Source organism: Desertihabitans brevis (assembly GCF_003327535.1).
Classification (GTDB): Bacteria; Actinomycetota; Actinomycetes; order Propionibacteriales; family Propionibacteriaceae; genus Desertihabitans; species Desertihabitans brevis.
This window is the reverse complement of sequence record NZ_QOUI01000006.1, coordinates 284,569-302,266: the sequence shown is the minus strand read 5'-3', so window position 1 is coordinate 302,266 and position 17,698 is coordinate 284,569. Positions and strand designations below refer to the sequence as shown.

Below are 17,698 nucleotides of genomic sequence, written 5' to 3'. Positions count from 1 at the left end.
GGGTGTGGAGCTCGCCTGACGGCGAGACGGGTGTGGAGCTCGCCTGACGGCGAGACGGGTGTGGAGCTCGCCTGACGGCGAGAGCATCCGGGAACGCGACAGCCCGGGTCCGGTGCACACCGGACCCGGGCTGCGTCGTCTCAGTCCGCGCCGTGCCCCGGCGGGACGCGCTCGGCCTCCGGCGGCGGACCGGGCGGCGTGCCGTCGCCGAACGGACGCCCGCCGAGCTGCTCACGCCCGTGCGGGGAGAGGAAGCCGCGGACGTCCGGACCCTGCGGGACGATCCGGGTCGGGTTGATCTCGGTGTGCACCACGTAGTAGTGCTCCTTGATCTGCGGGAAGTCGATGGTGTCGCCGAACCCGGGGGTCTGGAACAGGTCGCGGGTGTAGGCCCACAGTGCCGGGAACTCGATGAGCTTGGCCCGGTTGCACTTGAAGTGGCCGTGGTAGACGGCGTCGAAGCGCGCCAGCGTGGTGAACAGCCGGACGTCGGCCTCGGTGATGGTGTCCCCCACCAGGTAACGGCGGGTGCTCAGGTGCTCCTCGAGCTCGTCCAGCCGCGTGAACAGCCGCCGGTAGGCCTTGTCGTAGGCCTCCTGGGAGCCGGCGAACCCGCACCGGTAGACGCCGTTGTTCACCTCGGTGAAGTTGGTCTGGGCCATCGCGTCGATCTCGTCCCGCAGCGCCTCGGGGTAGAGGTCGGGAGCGCCCTCGCGGTGGAAGTCGGTCCACTCGGTGGAGAGGTCGAGAGTCATCTGCGGGTAGTCGTTGGTGACCAGCTTGCCGGTGGTGGTGTCGACGATGGCCGGCACCGTGATGCCCTTGGGGTAGTCGGGGTCCAGGGCGAAGTAGGCCTCCTGGAGCCGCTCGTAGCCCAGCACCGGGTCGCGGCCGCCCGGGTCGAGGTCGAAGGTCCAGCTACGGGCGTCGTGGGTCGGACCGCACATGCCCATCGAGATGGCCCCCTCCAGGCCCAGCAGCCGGCGCACGATCACCGCCCGGTTCGCCCAGGGGCAGGCCCGGGCCACCACCAGCCGGTAGCGGCCGGCCTCGGGGGTGAACCCGTCCGCGCCGTCGCAGGTGATCCTGGTCGTCACGTAGTCGGTGTCGCGGACGAACTCCTCGCCGCTCTTCACGTAGGTCCCCTGCTCGCCCTCGGCCATGTCCCGGAGTCTAGTTGCGTGGGGACGGCGCGCCGGTCCGGGCCAGCGCGAACGCGGGCTGCTCCTCGGCCAGCGACGGTGTCCGCCGGACGGCCACCAGGGGGCACAGGAAGGGGTCGCGGTTCTTCAGACCCACCGTGTTGAGGTGGTCCACCACCTGCCCGTAGGCCTTCCACAGCGACATCTCGGTGTAGGGCACCCCCACCGCCGTGCAGTGCTCGACCACCATGGCCTTCACCTTGCGCAGCGAGGGCCGCGACATCGAGGGGAAGAGGTGGTGCTCGATCTGGAGGTTCAGCCCACCCATCAGCACCGACATCCAGCGACCGCCGGAGATGTTGCGGCTCACCAGCACCTGCCGGCGCAGGAAGTCCAGCCGCAGCTTCGGCGACACCAGCGGCATGCCGACGTGGTTCGGCGCGAAGGCCGAGCCCATGTAGAGCCCGAAGACGGCCAGCTGCACCCCGAGGAAGGCCGCAGCCATTCCCGGCGGCAGCACGAGCAGCAGCAGGGTCACCAGACCGCCCAGCCGCAGCACGAGGAAGCTGATCTCCACCCAGCGGCGGGGCACCGGCCGGCGGCTGACCACCCGCTGGATGCCGTCGGCGTGCAGGGAGACCCCTTCCAGCAGCAGCAACGGGAAGAAGTACCAGCCCTGCCGCGCCATCAGCCAGCGCCAGACCGGGTGCTGGTGCCGGTGGGCCCGCTCGGGGGTGAAGGCCACCGCGGAGAGGTCGATGTCGGGGTCGGTACCGACCTTGTTGGGCCCGGAGTGGTGCCGGGTGTGCTTGCTCTGCCACCAGCCGTAGCTGATCCCCACCAGCAGGTTGGCCACCACCAGGCTGGTCCAGTCGTTCCAGCGTCCCGAGGCGAAGATCTGGCGGTGCGCGGCATCGTGGCCGAGGAAGGCGATCTGGGTCATCAGCACGGCCAGCACGGCCGCGTTGGCCAGCTGCCACCAGCTCTCGCCGATCCAGACGAAACCGACGGTCCAGGCCGCCAGCAGCACGACGGACCCGATCAGCTTGGTCCAGTAGTAGCCGTAGCGGCGGCGCATCAGGCCGGCGTCGCGGACGCGGCGGGTCAGCGCGGTGAAGTCGCTGGCGGTGCCGCGCTCGCGCGGCGGAGGGGCGTCGACGAGGGTCGAGGTCATGAGGGATCCGATCTGTTCGGGCGATCCCGGGAAGGTGTCTGGGCGGCTGTCGTGGAAGACAGGAGGGAGGACGGCGAACGGGTCAACGGTCCCCCAGCTCCCAGGCCGGCTGGGTGAGCAACACCTCGACCGTACCCGGTGGCACCTGAGGAAAACCCGGCACGGAGGTCGGTCGTGGACTCAGGGCGAGCGCCTCGCCCGGGCCCGACGCACCGCCTCATCCACGATCGAGTCCGCCACGGTCGTCAGCTTGACGTGCTGGTCCTGGCTCAGCTGGCGCAACCGCTCCAGCCCTTCCTCGCGGGTGCACCCGCTGCGGCTCATGAGGATGCCGACCGCCCGCTCCAGGCTGCCGCGCTCCTCCAGCGCCCGTTCCAGCTGCTCGACCGACCGGGTGGCCCGGGCGAGCTCCCGCGCGTTCTGCACCGCGATGGACGCCGGCACCGCGAACAACCGGCCGAGGTGGGCCGCGCGCTCGTCGAAGGCGTGCTTGGCGTGGGCGTACACGTCCAGCACCCCGACCGCCCCCTCGGCCGTCTGCAGCGGCAGCGCCAGGACGCTGTGCACGCCCATCCGGGCCACCTTGGACCCGAACCGGCGCCACTCCTCGTCGTTGCCGAGCGAGCCCGAGCGCACCACGCGGCCCTCGGTCAGCGCCGTCAGGCACGGCCCCTGGCCGAACTCCCGCTGCACCGCGTCGACCTCGGCCACGAAAGAGGAGGTGGCCACCACGACGTCGGCACGCTCGTCCTCGCGCAGGGTCAGGCCAGCCCCGTCGGCACCGGGGACCGCCTGCACCGCGAAGGTCGCGACGGCGGTGAGGGTGTCGGTGAGGCTCAGCCGTCCCATGGCCAGCCCGGACAGGGCGTCCAGGCCGACGCGGAGGTCGTCCAGGTCGTCGCTGGAGCCCACCAGGCGCTCCGACCGCGGCGACGGTGCCGCGGTGACGGTCTCCGGTCGATTCGCGCTCATCGCTCCCCTCCAGTGCGACCCCGGCGGGGTGCTCGTCCCAAAGCCTAGGACGAGCGCCACCGTCCGGCGGGACTAGGCTGGGCCGGTGCGATTCCTCACACCGCCGGTCCACGACCTGACCTACAACGACGTCTTCATGGTGCCGAACCGCTCGGCGGTCACCTCCCGCCACGACGTCGACCTCACCAGCACCGACGGCGCCGCCACCCCGCTGCCGCTGGTGGTCGCCAACATGACCGCGGTGTCGGGACGGCGGATGGCCGAGACGGTGGCCCGGCGCGGCGCGGTCGCGATCATCCCCCAGGACCTGCCCACCGACGTGGTCGGGGAGGCCATCGCCCGCGTCAAGGGCGCCGACGTCGTCTTCGACACCCCGGTCCGCGTCAGCCCGCACACCACCGTCGGGGAGACCCTCAGCCTGATCCCCAAGCGTTCCCACGGGCTGGCCGTGGTGGTCGAGGACAGCCGCCCGGTGGGGGTGGTGCGTCCCGGCGCGGCCGCCGGCAGCGACCGCTTCACCCAGGCCCACGAGGTGATGGGCACCGACCTGGTCACCGTGCCCACCAGCACCACCCCGCGCGAGATCTTCGAGCTGCTGACCAGCAGCCACCAGGACGTCGCGGTGGCCGTCGACGACGACGGCCGGCTGGTCGGGGTGATGACCCCGCGCGGCGCGCTGCGCGCCGGCCTGTACACCCCCGCCACCGACCCCTCCGGCCGGCTGCAGGTGGGGGTCGCGGTCGGCATCAACGGGGACGTCGCCGGCCGGGCGGAGCGGCTGCTGGACGCCGGGGCGGACCTGCTGGTGGTCGACACCGCGCACGGGCACCAGGAGAAGATGCTGAGCGCGCTGGCCGCGGTCACCGCGGTCCGCGACGCCCGTGCCGAACGCCGGGTGCCGGTGGTGGCGGGCAACGTGGTGACCGCGGAGGGCACCCGTGACCTGGCCGCCGCCGGGGCCGACATCGTCAAGGTGGGTGTCGGCCCGGGTGCGATGTGCACCACCCGGATGCAGACCGGCGTCGGCCGGCCGCAGTTCAGCGCGGTGCTCGAGTGCGCCGAGGCCGCCCGCGCCGAGGGCCGGGCCGTCTGGGCCGACGGCGGCGTCAAGCACCCCCGCGACATCGCGCTGGCCCTGGCCGCCGGCGCCGGGTCGGTGATGATCGGCTCCTGGTTCGCCGGCACCCACGAGAGCACCGGCGACCTGCTCACCGACGCCTCCGGCCGCAGCTACAAGGAGTCGTTCGGGATGGCCTCGGCCCGCGCCGTGCGCAACCGCACCAAGGACTCCTCGGGCTACGAGCGCGCCCGGGCCGCGCTGTTCGAGGAGGGCATCTCCTCCTCCCGGATGTACCTCGACCCCGACCGGCCCGGCGTGGAGGACCTGCTCGACTTCATCACCTCCGGCGTCCGCTCCAGCTGCACCTACGCCGGCGCCCGCGACCTCACCGAGTTCGCCGAGCTGGCCGTGGTCGGCGTCCAGTCCAGCTCGGGCTACGAGGAGGGCCGCCCGGTCCACTCCAGCTGGTGAGCGGCCCGGCGCACGGCGAGCCCCGCGACCGGCGGCGGCGCTACCGTGGGCCGGTGGACGCGGTCGTCGTCACCGAGGGACTCATCAAGCGACTCGGCTCCGTGCGGGCCCTGGACGGGCTCGACCTGGTGGTGCGTCCCGGTGAGGTGCACGGCCTCCTCGGGCCCAACGGCGCCGGCAAGTCCACCACGCTGCGGGTGCTGCTCGGGCACTGGCGGGCCGACGGCGGTCACGCCACAGTGCTCGGGCTCGACCCCTGGCGCGACGGCGTGGAGGTGCGCCGCCACCTGGCCTACGTCCCCGGCGACGTCACTCTGTGGCCGCAGCTGACCGGTGGTGAGGCGGTCGACCTGCTGACCCGGCTCCGCGGCGGCGACGTGGGCGACCGGGAACGGCTGCTGGAAGCCTTCCAGCTCGACCCCCGCAAGCGGTGCCGGACCTACAGCAAGGGCAACCGGCAGAAGGTGGCACTCGTCGCCGCCTTCGCCACACCGGCCGACCTCTACGTGCTGGACGAGCCGACCAGCGGCCTGGACCCGTTGATGGAGCGGGTCTTCGCCGAGGAGGTGCACCGGGTGGCCGAGCGCGGGGCCACCGTGCTCCTGTCCAGCCACCTGCTGGCCGAGGTCGAGCAGCTGTGCGACCGGGTCACCATCGTCCGGGCCGGCCGGGTCGTGGACAGCGGCAGCCTGGCCGAGCTCAGGCACCTCAGCGCGACTCGGGTCTCCTACACCGGAGTGCTGCGGCCGGAGCTCGCCGTGGACGACCTCGAGCAGCAGGGTGGTCGCACCACGTTCAGCGTGGGCGCCGAGCTGCTGCCCCGGGTGCTGGCGTGGCTGGCCGCGCAGCCGGTCGACAACCTCACGATCTCCCCACCGAGCCTGGAGGAGCTCTTCCTCCGCCACTACGGCCCCTCCGAGGCCGCACGGCCGCGCCACGCGCTGGACGACCCGGCCGCCCCACCGCGGCGCGCCAGCCGTCCGCGCCGTCGCCGACCCGAGGTCCGGGGATGAGGACCGGCACCGGGCGCGCGCTCCGGCTCCTGGTCGGGCACCGGCTGCGACGGGACCGCTGGACGCTGCTGACCTGGGTGCTGTGCTTCGCCTTCCTGTGGGGCGGGGTGGCCGCGCTGCTCGGGCAGGCCCTGGACGCGCAGGCCCGTCGCGAGCTGGTGGCGCTGGCCGTCACCAACCCGGGGGTGCTGTTCGTGCGCGGGGCACCGCAGGGCGACGGACTGGGCAGCGTGATGATGTTCAGCGTCTCCAGCTTCACCGGGGTGATGGCCGGCGTCCTCGGCACGACGACCGCGGTGCGCCACACCCGGGCCGAGGAGGAAGCCGGGCGCAGCGAGCTGGTCGGCGGCACCCCCGTCGGCCGTCGGCTGCCGGCTCTGGCGACCGCCGTCGTCGGGGTGCTGGCCACGCTGGCGGCGGGGACGGCGCTCGCCCTGTCCGGTCTGCTGGCCGGGCTCGACCCGGTGGGCACGGTCGTCGCCGGCGCCGGGGTGTGGGGTGTCGGGTCGGTCTTCACCGGCGTCGGGCTGCTCGCGGCCCAGGCGCTGCCCACCGCCCGCGGTGCGGGCACCGCCGCGGCGACCGTGGTCGGGGTGGCGTACCTGCTGCGCGGGCTGGGCGACGCCGCCGGGACGCCCTCAGACGACCTGCTACGCGTGGACAGCGCCTGGCCGAGCCTGCTGTCCCCGCTGGGTTGGGTGCAGCAGGTGCACGGCTTCGGCGAGCCCCGCCCGGCACTGCTGCTGGGCTACCCGCTGCTGACGCTGCTCCTGGTCGGGGTGGCCGTCACGGTCGAGGGGCGGCGCCAGCTCGGGACGTCGGTGGTGGCGCCCGGACGCGGGCCCGCCTCCGCGGCCAGTGGTCTCGGCAGCCCGCTGGGACTCGTGGTGCGCACCCTGCGCGGGACGACCCTGGTCTGGCTGCTGCTGGGCGCGTCGCTCGGCGCGGTGGCGGGTCTGCTCGGGCCGCGGCTGGCCGCCGGCCTCGCCGAGAACCCGCAGCTGGCGGCGCTGCTGGAGCGCCTGGGTGCCGCCGGCCACGGTGGCAGCATGGTCGACACCTTCCTCGTCGCCGTCCTCGGCTTCGTGACGCTGCTGGCGTGCCTGCAGGCGATGCAGTCGGTGATCCGGCTGCGCGCCGAGGAGCTGGCGGTCGGAGAGCTGGCGCTGACGACCCACCCTCCCCGCTCGGCGTGGTTCTGGTCCCATGTCGGCTTCGGCCTGGTCACCGGCTGCCTGGTGGTGCTGGTGGCCGCGGGCACCACCGCCGCCACCCTCGCCCTCGACCCGGGTGCCGGCACCGCCGTACGGATGCGGACCGTGCTCGCCGTCGCGGCGGCGGACCTGCCGCTGGTGGTGGTCTACCTGGCTGTCGGGGCCGTGCTGGTGGGGCTGCTGCCGACCACCACCGGCTGGCTGGGATGGGTGCTCCTGTTCGGGCTGATGCTGGTGGGCCAGTTCGCGCCGCTGTTCGGCCCCGTGGACTGGCTGCGGCTGGTCTCCCCCTTCCACCACGTCGCCAACCCGCTGGCCGACGACCCCCGCTGGTGGCCGTCGGTGGTGATGGTCGCGGTCGCGGTCGCGGCGGTGCTGGCCGCCCGCGCGGGGTGGTGTCGTCGCGACCTGGTGCGGTGAGCCCTCCCCCGCCCTAGGATCGCCGCATGCCCCTCACCCCCGACACCAAGGACTGGACCTGGGTGCTGCAGCGGCCCTGCGCCGAGTGCGGCTTCGACCCCGCGCAGGTCACCCGGGTCACGCTGGCCCCCCGCACCCGCGAGGCGGCACGGGCGGTCGCCGTGGCGCTGGACGCGCCTGCCGCGGCCCAGCGCCCGGACGACAGCACCTGGTCGGTCCTGGAGTACGCGGCGCACGTCCGCGACGTCTGCCGCATCATGGGTGCCCGGTTGCGGCTGATGCTGCAGGAGGACGACCCGCTGTTCGCGAACTGGGACCAGGACGCCACCGCGGTCGAGGAGCGCTACGCCGAGCAGGACCCGGCCGTGGTGGCCGTCGGGCTGGAGCAGGCGGCCGCGGAGCTGGCCACGGCATGGAAGCAGGTGCCGGTGGACGCCTGGGACCGGCCCGGACGCCGCTCCAACGGCTCGGTGTTCACCGTCTGGACGCTGGGGGTGTACGCCCTGCACGACCTGGAGCACCACCGGCACGACGTGACCCGCTGACGCCGGCGGGCAGCCGCCCTAGAGTGGGCGCCATGTGCCGAAACATCCGCACCCTGCACAACTTCGAGCCGCCGGCCACCTCCGAGGAGGTGCACGCCGCAGCCCTGCAGTACGTGCGCAAGGTCGCCGGGACGACCAAACCGTCGCAGGCCAACGCCGCCGCCTTCGAGCGCGCGGTGCACGAGATCGCCCACATCACCCAGCACCTGCTGGACGACCTCACCACCACCGCCCCGCCGAAGAACCGCGAGGAGGAGGCGGCCAAGGCCCGGGCGCGGGCAGCGACGCGCTACGCGTCCTGACCCGGTCGTCCCGGCCCGGACGGACCGGCCGGGCGGCGGGAGTCAGTGGGCGTAGTCGCCGCGGTAGTACTGGTACACCCAGCCCGCGATCGCCCACAGGCCCAGACCCGTCCCGAGGATGGTCAGCCACCAGCCGAACACCGGGCCGAGCAGGGTCACCGCCAGCATCACCGCGCAGGTGACGGGCCAGGCACTGCGCGGCGGGAAGAAGCCGAGCTCGCCGGCACCCTCGACGATGTCGGCCTGTCGGCGGTCCTCCGGGCGGGCGTCGTAGCGCACTGCGTTGATGAGGAGGTACAGGGTCAGCATCGCCGACAGCATGAACGTCAGCACCAGCGCGACCGAGCCGGTCACCTCGTGCGACATCATCCAGTACACCGGCGTCACGACCAGGAAGAACAGCACCAGCACGACGAAGATGCGCAGCTCAGCCAGCATGGCGAAGGGCTGGCGCTGCTTCAGCCCCATCACCAGCATGCCGATGGCCAGGGTCAGCGAGAGCACCCCCGAGACCCCGAGCGGCACGTAGTCGACCCAGCGCATCCCGAGCACGACCGCGCCGATCACCGCCCAGACGACATAGCCGACGCCGAGCACCCCGAACCAGGCGGACTCGCCGACCAGCGGCTTGAACAGCGTCTTCATCGCTCGTCATCCTCCTTGGCGTAGGACTCCGTACCCGGCAGGTCGCTGTCGGGAGAGGTGCCCTCCACCCGGTGGTTCAGCTCCGATACGCGGCCGGTGTCGTCACCGGCGTCGACCAGCTCATCCGGGCTCGCTCCTACCGCGGCGTACTCGGTGAGCGCCAGCTCCGGGTGGTGCAGGTCGAAGGCGGGGCTGTCGGAGCGGATCTGCGGCAGCTTCTCGAAGTTGTGCCGCGGCGGCGGGCAGGAGGTGGCCCACTCCAGCGAGCGTCCCCAGCCCCACGGGTCGTCCACCACGACCTTCGGCGCCTTGCGGGTGATCCAGACGTTCCAGATGAACGGCAGCGTCGACAGCGCCAGGATGAAGGCCCCCACCGTGGACACCTGGTGCAGGAAGGTGAAGCCCTCCTCCGGCAGGTAGTCCGCGTAGCGGCGTGGCATGCCCTCCACACCCAGCCAGTGCTGGACCAGGAAGGTGACGTGGAAGCCGATCAGCGTCATCCAGAAGTGGATCTTGCCCAACCGCTCGTTGAGCATCCGGCCGGTGAACTTCGGCCACCAGAAGTAGAACCCGCCGAAGGTGGCGAACACGATGGTGCCGAAGAGCACGTAGTGGAAGTGCGCCACCACGAAGTAGGTGTCGGAGACCGGGAAGTCCAGCGGCGGGCTGGCCAGGATGATGCCGGTCAGACCACCGAAGAGGAACGTGGTGAGGAAGCCGAAGGCCCAGATCATCGGGGTCTCGAACGTGATCGATCCCCGCCACAACGTGCCGATCCAGTTGAAGAACTTCACCCCGGTGGGCACCGCGATGAGGAACGTCATGAAGGAGAAGAACGGCAGGTTCACCGCGCCGGTGACGAACATGTGGTGGGCCCACACCGCCATCGACAGCACGCCGATGGCCAGGGTCGCGGCCACCAGGCCGACGTAGCCGAACACCGGCTTGCGGCTGAACACCGGCAGGATCTCGGTGATGATGCCGAAGAACGGCAGCGCGACGATGTAGACCTCGGGGTGGCCGAAGAACCAGAACAGGTGCTGCCACAGCAGCGGCCCACCGCTGGAGGGGTCGAACACCAGGGTGCCCAGCACCCGGTCGCTCAGCAGCACCAGCAACCCCGACCCGAGCACCGGGAAGGCGATCAGGGCCAGCAGAGAGGTGATGAGGATGTTCCAGGTGAAGATGGGCATCCGGAACATCGTCATGCCGGGCACCCGCATGGTGATGATCGTGGTGGTGAAGTTCACCGAGCCGAGGATCGTGGACAGACCGGACAGGTAGAGCCCGACGATCCACAGGTCGGCCCCGGTGCCGGGCGAGTTCGCCCCGTCGCTCAGCGGGACGTAGGCCGTCCAGCCGAAGCCGGCGCCGCCGTCGGGGGTGAGGAAGCCCGACAGCGCGACCAGGCCGCCGAGCACGAACAGCCAGAACGAGAACGCGTTGAGCCGCGGGAACGCCACGTCGGGCGCACCGATCTGCAGCGGCATGATCGCGTTGGCGAAGGCCGAGAACATCGGGGTGGCGAAGAACAGCAGCATCACCGTGCCGTGCATGGTGAAGAACTGGTTGTACTCCTCGTAGTTGAGGTACTGCAGCCCCGGGAAGGCCAGCTCGGCGCGGACGCCGAGGGCCAGCAGCCCGCCGATCGCGAAGAAGATCAGCGACGCGACGAAGTACATGTTGCCGATCAGCTTGTGATCGGTGGTGGTCATCACGCGCCAGACCAGGGCGCCCAGCCGACGGCTGGACCGCTCGGGAGCGACCGTGGTCTCCCCCGCGACGCGCTGGGTGGCACCCGGGACGCGGTCGGCGACGCTCATTCGCCCTCTCCTTCCGCCTCGCCGCCCTGCGGCGCGAGATCGGGTTCGACGTAGGCGCGGCTGCCGTAGTTGGTCCCCACGTTGCCGGCCTCCTCCAGCTGGGCCAGCTTGGCCTCGTACTCCTCCTCGCTCACCACGTGCACGCGGAAGATCATCGCCGAGTGGTAGGTGCCGCAGAGCTCGGCGCACTTGCCGATGAACACGCCCTCACGGGTCGGCGTCATGTCGAAGGTGTTGGGGTTGGGCCGCCCGGGGATGGCGTCCATCTTGAAGTAGAACGCCGGCACCCAGAAGGAGTGGATGACGTCGGGGGAGGTCAGGTTGAACCGGACCGTCTGGTTGACCGGGAGGTAGAGGTCCGGCGAGGCGTTGATGGTGCCCGTCTCCCAGACGTCGGTCCCGCCGGAGGCCGTCTGGCTCTCGCGGTAGTTGAACGTCCAGGACCACTTCTGGCCCACCACGTCGATGACCCGGTCGGGCGACCCGCCCTGCGGGCCCGACACGCCCGCGGTGCTGCCCTCGGCCCCGGCCAGCACCTTGTTCTGCGTCTGCACGGTGAAGACGAACAGCACGCCGACGATGAGCAGCGGCGTCAGCGTGTAGAGGATCTCCATCGGCAGGTTGTAGCGGGTCTGCCGCGGGGCGACCTCGCCGTCCCGCTTCCTGCGCCGGTAGCGGAACCCGGCCCAGCCGATCAGGCCCCACACGAACACCCCGACCGCCAGCGCGGCGATCCAGCTGCCGGTCCACAGGTCGCCGATGAACGGGGCGCGGTCGCTCGCCGACTCCGGCATGCCCAGGCGGCCCCACTGGGCCGTCGTCTCCGCGCTGCACCCCGTCAGCAGCAGCGCCGCCGCGGCGGCGGTCAGCGCCGGCTTGATCCAGCGGCGAGGTCGAGCCGTGCTCCTCGAACCCACGTCACACCCTTCCCACACTCACGACGACCGACCCGGCCGTGCCCGGCAACCCTAACGCAACTCGACCCCCTCGCCCCACACGGCACAGACGCCCCCGGACCGTGCGGTCCGGGGGCGTCTGCGGGGTCTGGCCCAGGCTCAGTTGAAGCTGTCGCCGCAGGCGCAGGAGCCGGTCGCGTTGGGGTTGTCGATGGTGAACCCCTGCTTCTCGATGGTGTCGACGAAGTCGATCGTGGCGCCCATCAGGTAGGGCGCGCTCATCCGGTCCGTGACGACGTTCACACCGGAGAAGTCGGCCACCACGTCACCGTCGAGCTGGCGCTCGTCGAAGAACAGCTGATAGCGCAGCCCGGAGCAGCCGCCCGGCTGGACGGCGATCCGCAGCGCCAGGTCGTCGCGCTCGGCGCCGGCCAGGAGCGCCTTGACCTTCGTGGCCGCACCCTCGGTGAGGAGGACGCCCTGCGGGGTCGCGGTGGTGGTCGGGGTCTCTGCGTCGGTAGAGGTCATCTCACGCTCCGTAGCGGTCGGGGTCGGTCATCGAACCAACACACGTCCATCCGATGGTGTTCCCGGCGAGTCTACGCCTCGTCCGCCGCTCCGTTCACGTGCCGGACCTCGGGGTCGGTCAGGGCCGCACCCAGGACCTGGCCACCCTCGCCGCCAGCTGCTCCAGGGCGTCGAGGTCGAGCGCCGCCGGCTCGCCGGCCACCGGCACCGGCCCGAGCCCGTGGGCGGACTCCACCCCCATCAGCCGCATCTCCCGGGCACCGACCTGCACCGAGCCGGCCAGCACCACGCAGGGCCGCAGCACCTCACCCGCCCAGCGCGCGACCTGCTGCACCACCGCCCCGCCGCGGGAGGCGAAGTCGAAGCCCGTGGTGGCGGTGACCACCAGGTCGGCGCGGGCCAGCGTCGTCGCCAGGTCGGCCTCGCGGGCCAGCCACGCCGGGCCCTCCACCAGCTCCCCGCCGAGGGCGAGCACGGCGAACCCGCAGCCACCGGCGGCCCCCGCCCCGGGGGCCTCGGCCGCGACCGGGTCGACGGCGCGGGCGAAGCGTTCGAGGGCGGCGTCGGTGGCCAGCATCCGCGCGGGGTCGTCGGCACCGGCCCCGGCCTGCCCGCGCCGGGCGGTGATCCCGCGCAGACCGAGCAGCGGCTGCGCCAGCTCAGTCCCGGCGACCACGCCGACCAGCCGCACCCCGTCCAGGGCCGCCCGGGCGGCCGCCGGCCCGCCGAGCGCGGCGAGCAGACCCTCACCGGCGTCGTGGGCCGTGGTCGCGGTCAGGTCGAGGACGACCTCGGCCGGGTGGTCGCTGAGGGCCGCGGCGAGCGCCCGTCCGGCACCGCGACTGCTCGGACGCCGCCAGAAGGGCTCGGCCGGGCCGCCCGGCACCGGACTCACCGCCACCCGCCGCCGCTGCCGGGTGGTCAGCAGCAGGTCGCCGCCGTCGACGGCCACCTCCACCTCGGCCGACCACAACCGGGCCGCCGCGCGCAGCCAGCCCTCACCGCCCTCGGCCAGACCGACCACGGCCAGCGCGGTGCCCGGCGCGCCCGACGCCCATCCGCGGGCCACCGCGGCCGACACCTCGGCGGCGGTGTGGCCGCCGGCCTGGTCGGTGGCGATCAGCACCCGCATGGGCGACATGCTCCCACCTCGGGTAGAAACGCCCCGGTGAGCACCCTGCACCGTGAACCCGCCACCGGACGCCCCGACCTGCTGGCCGAGCCCGTCCGCCGTGCCCTGACCGAGCTGCCGGCCGCCACCGCGGCGCTGTTCGAGGTGGCCGAGATCGACCCCGCGCTGGCCGACACCGAGGCGCTGTGCCGGGCCTTCGACCTGCCGCTGGAGGCCTCGGCCAACTGCGTGCTCGTCACCGGGAAGAGGGCCGGTGAGCTGCGACCGGCGGCGGTGCTGGTGCAGGCCAGCCGGCGCGCCGACATCAACAACGTGGTGCGCCGCCACCTGGACGTCCGCAAGATCAGCTTCACCGCGCACGAGGAGGCGACGGCCGCCTCGGGCATGGAGTACGGCGGGATCACCCCGGTCGGCCTGCCCGCCGGCTGGCCGGTGCTGGTCGACGAGGGGGTCGCGGCCGAGCCGGAGGTGTGCATCGGCTCGGGTGTGCGCCGGTCGAAGCTGTTCGTGCCCGGACACGTGATGGGCGAGCTGCCCACCGCGACGGTGCTGCAGCTCGCCCTCTGACCACGTGCGTCCGGCCCGGTGCGTCAGCCCGGGACGAGACCCTCTCCGGCGCTGTTGTCGGCCAGCCACTCCCGGACCTCCTCCAGCGTCGCCTCGGCGTCGGGGAGGATGAGGTCGGAGTCGGCCAGCGAGTCGTCGGGGACGGCCGTGCCGCGGCTGCGGACCTCGTCCAGCAGCGCGGTCAGCGCCCGGGTCAGCCGCGCCTCGTCACCGCTGTCGACGGCTTCCTCGATCTGGTCGTCGTGGGCGTTGAGCGCGGCGAAGGCCTCGTCGTCGAGCGTCCACTGGCCCTCGTTGAGGATCCGCACGATCATCGCAGCCCCTCCTGCCCGTTCGGTGCCTGGTAGGTCTGCGCCTGCGGTGCGGCCTGCGTGGGCTGGGCGGTGTTCTCGATGGCCGGTGCGGAGGCGGCACGGCCGGTGCCGAGCGAGGCCTTCATCCGGTTGAGCTCGTCCTCGACCTGGGAGGTGGAGGCCAGCGCGTCCAGCTCACGGCTGATGTCGTCGCCGGGACCGGCGGCGGTGGCGTCGTCCAGGGCACCGCTGGCCAGCAGCTCCTCCATCGCCCCGGCGCGGGCCTGCATCTGGGCGGTCTTGTCCTCCGCGCGCTGGATGGCCAGACCGACGTCGCCCATCTCCTCACCGATCCCGGTGAAGGCCTCGTTGATCCGGGTCTGGGCCTCGGCGGCGGAGTAGGTGGCCTTGATCGTCTCCTTCCGGGTGCGGAAGGCGTCCACCTTGGCCTGCAGACGCTGGCTGGCCCGGACCAGCTTCTCCTCCTCGCCCTGCAGCTGCTCGTGCTGGACCTGCAGGTCGCTGATCTGCTGGGTCAGCCCGGACTTGCGGGTCAGCGCCTCGCGCGCCAGGTCCTCCCGGCCGGCCTCCAGCGCCCGCTGGGCCTGGGTGTTGAGCTTCTCGACCTGGGTGTTCAGCTGGGTGGCCTGCAGCTCGACGCGCTTGCGGCTGGTGGCCACGTCGGCCACCCCACGACGCACCTTCTGCAGCAGCTCGAGCTGACGCTGGTAGGAGTAGTCCAGGGTCTCGCGCGGGTCCTCCACCCGGTCCAGGGCCTTGTCGGCCTTGGCACGGAAGATGGTGGACAGGCGCTGGAAAATGCCGCTCATCGCTTCAGCTGGTCCTTCCTGGACGCATGGTCGTTGCCGGTGACGTCCAATGTAGGCGCACGGGCTCCGCGCGGGCACCCGAGCCCGGCGAAATCAGGGCCGGGATTGGGAAATGGGGGCTCAACCCTGAGAGGATGACGCCCTGCCCCGGACCGTTCGGGGCCGACGGTGACGACTGAGGTGAGGCGTGGCACTCTTCCGCCCCTACAAGCCCGGTGAGGGCAGGCGCGACCCCGAGGGGACCGAGCAGACCCCGGAGCAGCAGCGCCCCCGCTCGGCGACGACCCCGCGGCGCGAGCCGGCCGCCGCCGCCCAGCCGACGACGTCGCCCGGCACACCCGCGACCGCCGACGTCGAGACCCCGGCCGGTGGCCGCAAGAACCGGCCCACCCCGACCCGGCGCGAGGCCGAGGCGGCCCGGCGGGAGCGGCTCAACCCCACGATCAGCAAGAAGGAGGCCCGCCGCCGCGCGGCCGAGGCCAACCGCCGCACCCGGATGGAGCAGATGGCCGCCCGGGACGCCACCCCGGCGAAGGTGCTGTTGCGCGACCACGTCGACGCGCGGTTCAACCTCGGTGAGGTGCTGCTGCCGGTGCTGCTGCTCATCGTGCTCGCCACGTTCCTGCAGACCGCGCTCCCGCAGATCGTGGTCTACTCCACCATCGGCATGTACGTCTTCATCCTGCTCGTGGTGCTCGACTTCGTGCGGATGTGGCGGGCCTACAAGCGGATCGCGGCCGAGCGCGGCATCGCCCTCGAGAAGGGCCTGCGCCTCTACGGGATGAACCGGATGATCCAGCTGCGCCGGATGCGACTGCCCAAGCCGCAGGTCAAGCGCGGCGAGTCCTACTGACGCCGGGAGGCGATGGTGACGGCGCGAGGCTGGCGCTGGCAGGCGCTGCCGGAGGCGGCACCCGGTTTCGTCGAGGCCGGTGGCCGCACCGTCTTCCCGACCCGGGCCGACGCCGAGGCGTGGTTGGCCGAGGTGTGGCCCGAGCTGCTCGAGGCCGGCGTGCTCGAGGTCAGCCTGTTCGAGGACGACCGGCTGGTCTACGGCCCGATGGGCCTCACCGCGGGCTGAGCGAGGCTCAGTCCGGCTGGTCGACACCGGTGACGAGCACCTCGAGCCGGTGGTCGTCCCAGCCCAGCAGCGCGCGCGGGCCGTCGACGTCGCGCCAGTAGCGGCACAGCCGGACCGAGCGCCGCCGCACCAGCACCGCCGTGGCCAGCGTGTCCCCGCGCCGGTTGACCCGTACCAGCAGCGCGGTGCCGTCGGCGAACCCGAGCCGCGCCACCCCGCTCACCGGGGAGGCGCTGAGCACCCGCAGCGGCACCCGCCGGGCCTGCAGCACCTGCAGCCGGCTCATCAGCAGGCTGGCGCGCCGCTGCTCCAGCTCGCGGGCGTCCGCGTCGAGGTCCCAGCCGAGCTCCAGCGGCGGGAGGGCGGACGCCTCCTCCCGCCGGTCCGGACCCCGCCGCCGTGGCCACCAGCGCACGCTCCCAGTGTGCGCCCCGGCCGCCGGCCGCGCCGCAGCGGTCTCAGTGCTCGCGGGTGCTGGGACGCACGAACGGCGGCTTGACCACGACGAACGGCTCGCTGCGCCGGCGCACCTGCACCTCGACCTCGGTGTCGGGGGTGACGGCCGGGTCGAGCAGGGCGAGCGCGATCCCGCTCTTCAGGGTGGGGCTGAAGGTGCCGGAGGTCACCTCGCCGACGTCGCGGCCGTCGGCCAGCACCCGCATCCCGGGCCGCGGGATGCCGCGACCACGGGCCAGCAGACCGCGCAGCCGGCGGGCCGGCCCCCGCTCCTTCTCCTCCCGCAGCGCCCGGTGGCCGAGGAACTCCGGCTTGTCCCAGCCGACCGCCCAGCCCAGACCCGCCTGCACCGGGGTGATCTCGGGGCCGAGCTCGTGGCCGTGCAGCGGGTAGCCCATCTCGGTGCGCAGGGTGTCGCGGGCCGCCAGCCCGGCCGGCTGCAGCCCGTACGGCTCGCCCGCCTCCCGCAGCCGCTGCCAGACCGCCACCGCGTCCCGGGCGGGCACCACCAGCTCGTACCCGCGCTCGCCGGTGTAGCCGGTGCGGCAGACCGTCAGCCCGACCCCCTCCAGCTCGGCGGGGACGAAGGACATGTAGTCGTGCCCGACCGGCAGCCCGGCGGTGCTCAGCACCTCGTCCGAGCGGGTGCCCTGGACGGCCAGCACGGCGAGGTCGGTGTGCTGGTCGACCACCTCGACCGCTCCCCCGGCGGCCGACCCGCGCAGCACCTGCACCACGGCGGCGGTGTTGGCCGCGTTCGGCACCAGGAGCAGGTCGTCGTCGCCGTGGCGGTAGACGATGAGGTCGTCCACCACCCCGCCGTCCTCGGTGCACAGCAGGGTGTACTGGGCCTGCCCCGCGCCGATCCGGCCGAGGTCGTTGGTGAGGCAGCGGTCGAGCAGCGCCACCGCACCGCTCCCCCGCACCCGGACCTTGCCCAGGTGGGAGACGTCGAAGACCCCGACCTGGGTGCGCACGGCCGTGTGCTCGGCCAGCACGCCCGCGCCGGTGTACTCCAGCGGCATCGACCAGCCGCCGAAGGGTGCGAAGCGTGCCCCGAGCCGCTCGTGCTCGGCGTGCAGCGGTGACGTCCTCAGCTCCGGCTCGGCCACGAGCACCCCTCCTCCTGCGCGA

General features: G+C 72.9%; 20 protein-coding genes. 8 read left to right on the top strand and 12 right to left on the bottom strand.

Annotated elements, in window-relative coordinates; all coding sequences use genetic code 11:
- Positions 1–140: 140 nt before the first annotated feature.
- The 3 genes from DT076_RS11770 to DT076_RS11760 all read right to left on the bottom strand — a co-directional run bounded on the left by DT076_RS11770 (position 141) and on the right by DT076_RS11760 (position 3,288).
- A complete protein-coding gene (locus DT076_RS11770) occupies positions 141–1,163 on the bottom strand; it encodes a glutathione S-transferase family protein (RefSeq protein ID WP_114126849.1) in 1,023 nt (340 codons plus the stop codon).
- 10 nt (positions 1,164–1,173) lie between these two features.
- Entirely contained in the window at positions 1,174–2,316 is a 1,143-nt protein-coding gene (locus tag DT076_RS11765) for a fatty acid desaturase family protein (RefSeq protein WP_114126848.1), read from the bottom strand.
- A 180-nt stretch (positions 2,317–2,496) separates the two neighbouring features.
- A complete protein-coding gene (locus DT076_RS11760; protein WP_114126847.1) occupies positions 2,497–3,288 on the bottom strand; it encodes a GAF and ANTAR domain-containing protein in 792 nt (263 codons plus the stop codon).
- 85 nt (positions 3,289–3,373) lie between these two features.
- Between DT076_RS11760 and DT076_RS11755 the strand changes: the two genes are divergently transcribed.
- Genes DT076_RS11755 through DT076_RS11735 form a run of 5 tightly spaced genes read left to right on the top strand, consistent with a single transcriptional unit; the run spans position 3,374 to position 8,313 of the window.
- A complete protein-coding gene (locus DT076_RS11755; protein ID WP_114126846.1) occupies positions 3,374–4,819 on the top strand; it encodes a GuaB1 family IMP dehydrogenase-related protein in 1,446 nt (481 codons plus the stop codon).
- Complete coding sequence (locus tag DT076_RS11750; protein WP_407642721.1) at positions 4,816–5,832, top strand: ABC transporter ATP-binding protein; 1,017 nt, start codon at positions 4,816–4,818, stop codon at positions 5,830–5,832. The genes DT076_RS11755 and DT076_RS11750 overlap by 4 nt, the downstream gene beginning before the upstream one ends.
- Positions 5,829–7,466 (top strand): polyketide antibiotic transporter, encoded by a 1,638-nt coding sequence (locus tag DT076_RS11745; RefSeq protein ID WP_114126845.1) that lies wholly within the window; start codon positions 5,829–5,831, stop codon positions 7,464–7,466. Before DT076_RS11750 ends, DT076_RS11745 begins: the two co-directional genes overlap by 4 nt.
- Positions 7,467–7,492: 26 nt before the next feature.
- Positions 7,493–8,011: a DinB family protein gene (locus tag DT076_RS11740; protein WP_114126844.1), complete on the top strand. Its 519-nt coding sequence runs from the start codon at positions 7,493–7,495 to the stop codon at positions 8,009–8,011.
- Positions 8,012–8,043: 32 nt separating this feature from the next.
- Entirely contained in the window at positions 8,044–8,313 is a 270-nt protein-coding gene (locus tag DT076_RS11735; RefSeq protein ID WP_114126888.1) for a DUF2277 domain-containing protein, read from the top strand.
- A gap of 42 nt (positions 8,314–8,355) precedes the next feature.
- Here DT076_RS11735 and DT076_RS11730 read toward each other — a convergent pair whose 3' ends face one another.
- The 5 genes from DT076_RS11730 to DT076_RS11710 form a co-directional block, all read right to left on the bottom strand.
- Positions 8,356–8,958 (bottom strand): cytochrome c oxidase subunit 4, encoded by a 603-nt coding sequence (locus DT076_RS11730; protein WP_233493892.1) that lies wholly within the window; start codon positions 8,956–8,958, stop codon positions 8,356–8,358.
- Positions 8,955–10,781, bottom strand: a complete 1,827-nt coding sequence (ctaD, locus tag DT076_RS11725) for an aa3-type cytochrome oxidase subunit I (protein ID WP_325048368.1) — start codon at positions 10,779–10,781, stop codon at positions 8,955–8,957. The genes DT076_RS11730 and ctaD overlap by 4 nt, the downstream gene beginning before the upstream one ends.
- Positions 10,778–11,698 carry an aa3-type cytochrome oxidase subunit II gene (gene ctaC / locus DT076_RS11720; RefSeq protein ID WP_325048367.1) on the bottom strand — a complete coding sequence of 307 codons (921 nt, stop codon included), beginning with the start codon at positions 11,696–11,698 and terminating at the stop codon, positions 10,778–10,780. Before ctaC ends, ctaD begins: the two co-directional genes overlap by 4 nt.
- A 138-nt stretch (positions 11,699–11,836) precedes the next feature.
- A complete protein-coding gene (locus tag DT076_RS11715) occupies positions 11,837–12,205 on the bottom strand; it encodes a HesB/IscA family protein (protein WP_114126843.1) in 369 nt (122 codons plus the stop codon).
- Positions 12,206–12,323: 118 nt separating this feature from the next.
- Complete coding sequence (locus DT076_RS11710; protein ID WP_114126842.1) at positions 12,324–13,346, bottom strand: glycerate kinase; 1,023 nt, start codon at positions 13,344–13,346, stop codon at positions 12,324–12,326.
- Between the two features lie 27 nt (positions 13,347–13,373).
- On the opposite strand from DT076_RS11710, the gene DT076_RS11705 reads away from it, so the two are divergent.
- Entirely contained in the window at positions 13,374–13,904 is a 531-nt protein-coding gene (locus DT076_RS11705; RefSeq protein WP_114126841.1) for a YbaK/EbsC family protein, read from the top strand.
- Between the two features lie 23 nt (positions 13,905–13,927).
- Here DT076_RS11705 and pspAA read toward each other — a convergent pair whose 3' ends face one another.
- Both pspAA and DT076_RS11695 read right to left on the bottom strand, forming a co-directional pair.
- Positions 13,928–14,218: a PspA-associated protein PspAA gene (gene pspAA, locus DT076_RS11700; RefSeq protein ID WP_114126840.1), complete on the bottom strand. Its 291-nt coding sequence runs from the start codon at positions 14,216–14,218 to the stop codon at positions 13,928–13,930.
- Complete coding sequence (locus tag DT076_RS11695) at positions 14,215–15,027, bottom strand: PspA/IM30 family protein (protein ID WP_114126839.1); 813 nt, start codon at positions 15,025–15,027, stop codon at positions 14,215–14,217. Before DT076_RS11695 ends, pspAA begins: the two co-directional genes overlap by 4 nt.
- 187 nt (positions 15,028–15,214) lie before the next feature.
- On the opposite strand from DT076_RS11695, the gene DT076_RS11690 reads away from it, so the two are divergent.
- Both DT076_RS11690 and DT076_RS11685 read left to right on the top strand, forming a co-directional pair.
- Complete coding sequence (locus DT076_RS11690) at positions 15,215–15,880, top strand: DUF3043 domain-containing protein (RefSeq protein WP_114126838.1); 666 nt, start codon at positions 15,215–15,217, stop codon at positions 15,878–15,880.
- Positions 15,881–15,892: 12 nt separating this feature from the next.
- Positions 15,893–16,108, top strand: coding sequence for a hypothetical protein (locus DT076_RS11685; RefSeq protein ID WP_114126837.1), 216 nt, complete (start codon positions 15,893–15,895; stop codon positions 16,106–16,108).
- Positions 16,109–16,115: 7 nt separating this feature from the next.
- Here the strand turns inward: DT076_RS11685 and DT076_RS11680 are convergent, their stop codons facing one another.
- Both DT076_RS11680 and gcvT read right to left on the bottom strand, forming a co-directional pair.
- Complete coding sequence (locus tag DT076_RS11680) at positions 16,116–16,523, bottom strand: hypothetical protein (protein WP_114126836.1); 408 nt, start codon at positions 16,521–16,523, stop codon at positions 16,116–16,118.
- Positions 16,524–16,566: 43 nt separating this feature from the next.
- Positions 16,567–17,676 carry a glycine cleavage system aminomethyltransferase GcvT gene (gene gcvT / locus DT076_RS11675; protein ID WP_233493887.1) on the bottom strand — a complete coding sequence of 370 codons (1,110 nt, stop codon included), beginning with the start codon at positions 17,674–17,676 and terminating at the stop codon, positions 16,567–16,569.
- Positions 17,677–17,698 lie beyond the last annotated feature (22 nt).

Bases quoted from the DNA above. Each gene is read 5' to 3' on its own strand.
- DT076_RS11770 (WP_114126849.1), bottom strand. From the start codon at position 1,163: ATGGCCGAGGGCGAGCAGGGGACCTACGTGAAGAGCGGCGAGGAGTTC.
- DT076_RS11765 (WP_114126848.1), bottom strand. From the start codon at position 2,316: ATGACCTCGACCCTCGTCGACGCCCCTCCGCCGCGCGAGCGCGGCACC.
- DT076_RS11760 (WP_114126847.1), bottom strand. From the start codon at position 3,288: ATGAGCGCGAATCGACCGGAGACCGTCACCGCGGCACCGTCGCCGCGG.
- DT076_RS11745 (WP_114126845.1), top strand. From the start codon at position 5,829: ATGAGGACCGGCACCGGGCGCGCGCTCCGGCTCCTGGTCGGGCACCGG.
- DT076_RS11740 (WP_114126844.1), top strand. From the start codon at position 7,493: ATGCCCCTCACCCCCGACACCAAGGACTGGACCTGGGTGCTGCAGCGG.
- DT076_RS11735 (WP_114126888.1), top strand. From the start codon at position 8,044: ATGTGCCGAAACATCCGCACCCTGCACAACTTCGAGCCGCCGGCCACC.
- DT076_RS11730 (WP_233493892.1), bottom strand. From the start codon at position 8,958: ATGAAGACGCTGTTCAAGCCGCTGGTCGGCGAGTCCGCCTGGTTCGGG.
- ctaD (WP_325048368.1), bottom strand. From the start codon at position 10,781: ATGAGCGTCGCCGACCGCGTCCCGGGTGCCACCCAGCGCGTCGCGGGG.
- DT076_RS11715 (WP_114126843.1), bottom strand. From the start codon at position 12,205: ATGACCTCTACCGACGCAGAGACCCCGACCACCACCGCGACCCCGCAG.
- DT076_RS11710 (WP_114126842.1), bottom strand. From the start codon at position 13,346: ATGTCGCCCATGCGGGTGCTGATCGCCACCGACCAGGCCGGCGGCCAC.
- pspAA (WP_114126840.1), bottom strand. From the start codon at position 14,218: ATGATCGTGCGGATCCTCAACGAGGGCCAGTGGACGCTCGACGACGAG.
- DT076_RS11695 (WP_114126839.1), bottom strand. From the start codon at position 15,027: ATGAGCGGCATTTTCCAGCGCCTGTCCACCATCTTCCGTGCCAAGGCC.
- DT076_RS11685 (WP_114126837.1), top strand. From the start codon at position 15,893: ATGGTGACGGCGCGAGGCTGGCGCTGGCAGGCGCTGCCGGAGGCGGCA.